The organism is Marinomonas ushuaiensis DSM 15871 (genome assembly GCF_000521805.1).
Lineage (GTDB): Bacteria > Pseudomonadota > Gammaproteobacteria > Pseudomonadales > Marinomonadaceae > Marinomonas > Marinomonas ushuaiensis.
Window position 1 is genome coordinate 54,233 of record NZ_JAMB01000015.1, and the last position, 6,629, is coordinate 60,861.

Annotated in this window: 6 protein-coding genes; 5 read left to right on the plus strand and 1 reads right to left on the minus strand. The window is 42.7% G+C overall.

Translation table 11 applies throughout. The features are described from left to right. Positions 1 to 15: 15 nt before the first annotated feature. Positions 16 to 987, minus strand: coding sequence for an AAA family ATPase (locus MUS1_RS13845; RefSeq protein WP_036163514.1), 972 nt, complete (start codon positions 985 to 987; stop codon positions 16 to 18). Between the two features lie 129 nt (positions 988 to 1,116). On the opposite strand from MUS1_RS13845, the gene MUS1_RS13850 reads away from it, so the two are divergent. From MUS1_RS13850 to MUS1_RS13870, 5 genes are all read left to right on the plus strand, one after another. Continuing rightward, positions 1,117 to 1,338: a DUF2835 family protein gene (locus MUS1_RS13850; protein ID WP_036163515.1), complete on the plus strand. Its 222-nt coding sequence runs from the start codon at positions 1,117 to 1,119 to the stop codon at positions 1,336 to 1,338. Positions 1,339 to 1,390: 52 nt separating this feature from the next. Next, complete coding sequence (locus MUS1_RS13855; protein WP_036163516.1) at positions 1,391 to 2,431, plus strand: quinone-dependent dihydroorotate dehydrogenase; 1,041 nt, start codon at positions 1,391 to 1,393, stop codon at positions 2,429 to 2,431. 170 nt (positions 2,432 to 2,601) lie between these two features. After that, the gene (gene rlmKL / locus MUS1_RS13860; RefSeq protein WP_036163517.1) at positions 2,602 to 4,767 is read left to right on the plus strand and encodes a bifunctional 23S rRNA (guanine(2069)-N(7))-methyltransferase RlmK/23S rRNA (guanine(2445)-N(2))-methyltransferase RlmL; all 2,166 of its coding nucleotides are present in this window, start codon (positions 2,602 to 2,604) and stop codon (positions 4,765 to 4,767) included. Positions 4,768 to 4,863: 96 nt separating this feature from the next. Continuing rightward, positions 4,864 to 5,721, plus strand: a complete 858-nt coding sequence (gene purU / locus MUS1_RS13865) for a formyltetrahydrofolate deformylase (RefSeq protein ID WP_036163519.1) — start codon at positions 4,864 to 4,866, stop codon at positions 5,719 to 5,721. Positions 5,722 to 5,884: 163 nt separating this feature from the next. After that, the gene (locus MUS1_RS13870; RefSeq protein WP_036163520.1) at positions 5,885 to 6,139 is read left to right on the plus strand and encodes a hypothetical protein; all 255 of its coding nucleotides are present in this window, start codon (positions 5,885 to 5,887) and stop codon (positions 6,137 to 6,139) included. Positions 6,140 to 6,629: the final 490 nt, after the last annotated feature.

The following is a 6,629-nucleotide window of genomic DNA, read 5'->3' on the forward strand; positions in this document are numbered from 1 at the left end:
GTTACTCTCTCTCAGTTATAGTGCCGGAACGTGACTGATTAATCGTTTTAATAAATCATCGACCGATAATCCCGCGGCTTGTGCTTCAAACGTAGTGATGATGCGATGGCGTAAAACGGGTAATGCAATCTGACGAACATCATCTGGCGTCACAAAGTCTCTACCATTCAATAGGGCATTAGCGCGGGCACAACGATCTAAAGCAAGCGTGCCACGAGGGCTGGCGCCAAATTCAATTAAGTTCGTTCCCTTGCCAGCATCACCAAGGTAAAGCTCTGGCTTTCTTGTTGCCATAACCAATTGCACAATATATTGCTCGACACTTTCTGACATATATAAAGACAAGGCTTTCTGTTGCAGTTCAAGAATATCGCTTGGCTTGCACAGTGGTTGTGAAGTACTTGGAGTGGATGCTTTGTGCAGATCTTGTTGTCTGACTAATCGAAGGACTTCCAGTTCACTGGCGGCACTTGGATAGCCAAGATTGATTTTCAACATGAAGCGATCAAGTTGCGCTTCTGGTAAAGGATAAGTACCTTCTTGTTCAATTGGATTTTGAGTTGCGATGACAAAAAACAGAGGTGACAAGGCATAACTGTGATTACCCACAGTGACTTGGTTTTCACCCATGGCTTCCAATAAGGCAGATTGCACTTTTGCTGGCGCTCGGTTTATTTCGTCAGCAAGTACGATGTCGTTCATTATTGGGCCTGGGATAAAGCTGAATTCGCCCGTTTCTTGTTGATAAATATCGGAGCCAGTCACATCGCCAGGTAATAAGTCAGGAGTAAACTGAATCCGTTGGAAACGGCTGTCTATTGCATTGGCGAGGGCTTTTGCGGCGGTTGTCTTGGCAATACCCGGCGGCCCTTCTAACAGAACATGGCCATTGGCGATTAAAGCGACAAGTAATTCATGGGTTAAATCCGGTTGGCCAATAATGGCACGGTTTAAGTGGTCTTTTAGTTGTTCAATTACAGCTACCATCGAACCTAGATTCCTTATACTTCTGTCAAAAAAAGTGTCAACGCAATATAATAACCTTCATCTTATCGGATTCAAATCTTTACGCACAGAGTAACGTCTGTAAGAGTAGCGTAAGCATAGGAATGAAAAATGGCAAAAGTTGTATTAAGTGTGGCCTTGCCCGCATTTAAATATGAAGCTATGTATGCAGGTTCTGCAAAAAATTTAGTGGCAAGCAGCTTGGATGGTCGCAAAGTTCAGCTACCTTTAACTGCTTTTCAGCGTTTTGTAACACATCAGGGTATTAATGGTGTGTTTGAAGTAGAATTTGATGATATGAATAAACTAATTGGCGTCACTCAGCTTAGATAGCATTGCTTTGATAAAGCGTCAGCCTGACTAAAACACCTAGGAGCCTTATTATATGTACAACCTTGCTCGTTCATTACTTTTTAAATTGGACCCTGAAGTATCTCATGAATTGTCATTAGATCTTCTTGCTGCAAGCAGTCGATTGGGCTTGAATAAATTACTAGGTGGATTACCATCAACCAAACCGGTCGATGTAATGGGCTTGCGCTTTCCTAATGCAGTCGGTTTGGCGGCAGGTTTGGATAAAAACGCCGATGCGTTTGAAGCATTAGGCGCATTGGGTTTTGGTTTTGTTGAAGTGGGTACTGTGACGCCAAAAGGCCAAGCGGGGAACCCAAAACCACGTTTATTCCGTTTGCCAGAACACGAAGCCATTATCAATCGCATGGGATTTAATAATAAAGGTATTGATCATCTTGTTTCTCGTATTAAATCTCATCGTTACCCTGGCATTTTGGGTGTCAATATTGGAAAAAACCTGACCACATCGGTTGAAGAGGCTGCGGCCGATTATTTAGCCTGCTTAACCTCTGTCATTCCTTATGCGGATTACATTACTGCGAACATCAGTTCACCTAATACACCGGGGTTGCGTAGTTTGCAGTTTGGCGAAAGCCTTGCACAATTAATTGCGCCATTGATCGAAGCACGTGATCGCTATGAAGCGGAGCAGGGTAAACGTGTTCCATTGGCCGTGAAAATTGCGCCAGATATGACAGACGATGAAATTAAATTAGTGTCAGATACGCTGGTAGAGCAGGGTGTTGATGGTATTATTGCCACCAATACAACCTTGTCTCGTGATGCTGTTATTGGTCATCAGTTTGAAGAAGAAGCCGGTGGCCTAAGTGGCGCGCCAGTGCGTGATGCTTCAACTCATGTTGTAAAAGTACTTGCTGAGCATTTAAAAGGTACATTGCCAATTATTGGTGTGGGCGGTATTTCAAGCGGTCTAGATGCTGTTGAGAAACTGCAGGCTGGTGCGAGTTTAGTTCAAATTTATACCGGCTTTATTTATCAAGGCCCAGAGCTGATAAAAGAAGCCATTGCCAGTACAGATGCCTATTACCGAGAACGTGATTTAGGTATTTAAAAAGATTGAATTAAAAGCAGCGCGTCTAATTTTGATGCGCTGTGAAGAAGGCGAAATAGCCCCTGTGACAGGATAGTTGTCGCCTTCTTTATTTGTTGAATATCCATTGAGGCTTTTTCCCGCGACGCCGGAATGAAGTCTCCCATTGAATTTAAAAAAGTAATTTAAAAATGAGCTCAATATTACAGACAACTGATTCAGAAAATCAGGTTTACGCATTAGAAATAACCTGTCCTTTAGGATTAGAGAATGTCTTAGAAAAAGAACTGCATAGCGAAGGTTTAACCAAAACTCGTTTTGGTGAAGGGCAGGTTAAATTAACCACAGATTTAGAAGGCATGTACAAAGCGTGTCTTTGGTCTCGTGTAGCTACTCGAGTGATGTTGCCAATTGCCAATTTCAAAATCGATTCCGCTGATGATTTATATGACGCAATAAAAGCCATTCCATGGATTGATCACATGAGCGCAACCAATACGATTGCGATTGATTGTCATGGTACAAACCAGTCCATCCGTAATACCCAATTTGGTGCTGTTCGCGCCAAAGATGCGATTGCTGATTACTTTGTTGAGTTATCGGGTGAACGTCCAAGCGTCGAAAAAAACCAACCTGATGTGCGCATCGCCTTACGTATTAAACGTGAAGTTGTCACGGTCAGTATCGACTTATCAGGCGAAAGTATGCATCGCCGTGGTTATCGTCAACAGGGCAGCATGGCACCGTTAAAAGAAAACCTTGCGGCTGGCTTGTTGTTGCGAGCAGGCTGGGGCAAAGACTGCGGTTTAACACAATTGATCGACCCAATGTGTGGGTCGGGAACCTTCTTGGTGGAAGCCGCGATGATGTCGTTGGACATTGCACCAGGTTTAGGTCGTCAATATTGGGGATTCAAAGGCTGGAAACAGCATGATCACCGTATGTGGCAGCAGTTAATGGATTTTGCGAAAAACCGTAAAAGAGACGCTGTTGAGTTGGGATTACGCTTTCAAGGTACGGACAGAGATCAGCGAGCGATTGCCGCCTCTCGTGAAAGTATTAAACGCGCAGGCATGGTGGGTATTATCGATGTTGCCATGACGCCATTCCAAGAGCACGAGTTTGATATCAATCCAGAATTACCAGGGTTAGTGATTTGTAACCCACCTTACGGTGAGCGTATTGGCGATGAAATGACCTTGATCGCTTTGTATCGTGAACTTGGCGAGTGGGTGGTCACACACGCTCGTGGTTGGCAGTTTATGATGCTGACCAGCAACGATCAGTTAGCGCGTCAAATCCCTGTTCGCCCAGAGAAAAGCACTCGTGTAATTAACGGCGGCATTGAATGTCGAGCGTACATTTTTCCATTGTTAGCGGGCAGCATAAAAGAAGACGTTGTCGCGCAATCTGTGATGTCTCCAGGCGCTCAAATGTTCGCAAACCGCCTGCAGAAAAACGCCAAGAAAATGAAAAAATGGGTCGATAAAAACAAGATCCAATGTTACCGAGTATACGACGCAGATATGCCTGAATACGCCGTGGCGATCGACATTTATGGAACCTGGGCGCATGTTCAAGAATACCAAGCGCCAAAGAGTGTTGATCCAGAAAAAGCCAAACAACGTTTATATGAAGCCGTGTCTGCCATTCCGTCGTCATTGAATATTCCTGAATCTAACGTCGTGGTAAAACATCGCGTAAGACAATCAGGTAAAGAACAATACGAAAAGCTGGATCAATCCAAACATGAAATGATCGTCGAAGAATACGGTTGTGATTTCATTGTGAATCTTAAAGATTACTTGGATACCGGTTTGTTTCTCGATCACAGACCAGTGCGTAAACTGATTCAAGATAAAGCCAACCGCGCGCGATTCTTAAACCTATTTTGTTACACAGGCACCGCGTCTGTTCATGCAGGACAAGGCGGCGCACGCACAACGTTAAGTATCGATATGTCGAATACTTATACGGAATGGGCACGCCGTAATATTGAACTGAATGAGTTCTCTAGTCGTGATCATGTGGTAGAGCGTGCTGATTGTATTGAATGGTTAAAAGAAAGCCGCGAAAAATTTGATTTGATTTTCATGGATCCACCAACCTTTTCTAACTCGAAAAAAATGGCAGATGTACTCGATATTCAGAGAGATCATGGCGAGTTAATTCGCTTAGCCGTAGCGAGATTAGATCGCGGTGGGGAGTTGATTTTCTCGAATAATTACCGACGTTTCATCCTAGATGAAGATTTAGTGGAAGAATTCAATATTAAAAATATTACCGAGCAAACACTCGATCTTGATTTTGCGCGTAACACTAAAATTCATCAGTGTTATCTTATAAAGCGAAAATAGGGAATTGAAATCTCAATCAAATACAATTTTCTGAATTGAGATATCAGTACCAAAAATATTTAAAATACTGATTTTTAAAAGGTTATAAGTTTCATCATGAGAAAAACATTCCGACTTGTTATTAGTTGCCCCGACAGAGTGGGGATTGTTGCAGCGGTCAGTCAATTTCTGAATGAACGCTCTGGTTCTATTATTGAAGCCAGCCACCACACAGATGTTGGGCAAAAATGGTTCTTCATGCGTCATGAAATCGACGCAGAAAGTTTAACTGTCGATGTAGAAACCTTTCGCGAAGAATTCCAAGCCATCGCTGACGAATACGAAATGCGCTGGTATGTGAAAGACAGTGAAGATCGTCCTAAAGTGGTGTTATTGGCAACCAAAGAATCCCATTGCCTTAACGATATTATGCACCGCTGGCACACAGGCGAATTGAACTGTGACATCGTAGGCGTGATTGCAAACCATGAAAACCTTCGCTCTATGGTTGAGTGGTATAAAATCCCTTACTTTTGTATTCCTGTACCGAAAGAAAATAAAATGCCTGCCTTCCAAGAGATAGAAGCGTGTATTGATCAGACCGGTGCAGACACCATAGTATTAGCTCGATACATGCAGATATTTCCTGAGTTTCTATGTGAGAAATATCGCCATCAAGTGATCAATATTCACCATAGTTTCTTACCTTCTTTCATTGGCGCTAAGCCATACCATCAAGCGGCTGTTCGCGGTGTGAAATTGATCGGCGCGACGTGTCATTACGTCACCGCTGATTTAGATGCTGGTCCAATTATTGAGCAAGACGTAATCCGTGTACGTCATAGCCATGCGGCAGAAGACATGGTGCGTTTAGGGAAAGACATCGAAAAATTAGTCTTATCCCGAGGTTTGCGTTATCACCTTGAAGACCGTGTTTTAGTGCATGGCAACAAGACAGTCGTATTTGCTGAGTAAACGATTGCTGCACTGATGAATGTGAATAGTGAAAGGGGGGAGGCTGATAGCCTCCCCCCTTTTTTTATTTTTGTAATCTTAGGTGTGCAAAATTATTCTTTTTGGAAAAAGAGTCTATAGTTAACTAAACGATCAAATAAAGAGACGGCATGCGAGGGGTATTATGAAACTCAAATTAACGCCAACTCAAAACTTATGTGTTGGTTATTTAGAGTCTGGTTTTGAATTGATTCAACTAGACGATCAATATTATTTTATCAAAGGAAAGCGTCGACAGAAGGTTTTACCAAAAACCTTAGAAGCGTTAATTAATAGAGGAGCACTTGCTTATACAGAGCAAGGGCACTATTCACTGACCAAAGAATTTGTAGAACACCGAAAACAGCTACGTGAAGCCACCACACCAGTTCCCCATTAGCTTTGTTTTTGTTAAGAGTGGAAGAGAGTTGTTAAAAGTGAGGCTAATTCGCCCCATTATTTTTCTAACGAAACTTAATGGGGCTTTTTTTATGCCTGTACCACAGACTAAAAACACCTGATTCGTAGAGCTGCATGAGGGAGGCACGACCGTGATCTGCCGTTGAAAACGGAGTTTTCATTATCTAAAGTAGGTCTGATTAGACGAGGAACGAGGCGTAATCAGGCAATCAAAGGTGTATGAAATCGCAGACACATTTGTAATATGTTTCATTACGAATGATGAAATTTTTTCTTGCCTCCTGTAGGGCAGTATGAGGGAGGCACGACCGTGATCTGCCGTTGAAAAAGAAGTTTTCATTATCTGAAGTAAGTCGGCCTTCAGGCAGAAAAAGAAACCACCTGTCGCGATAAATCACGACTTACAAAACCATTCATTCGTAAGTGAGTTTTGACCGAAAATCCCTTTTGTCTAAAAAATAATCATTGTT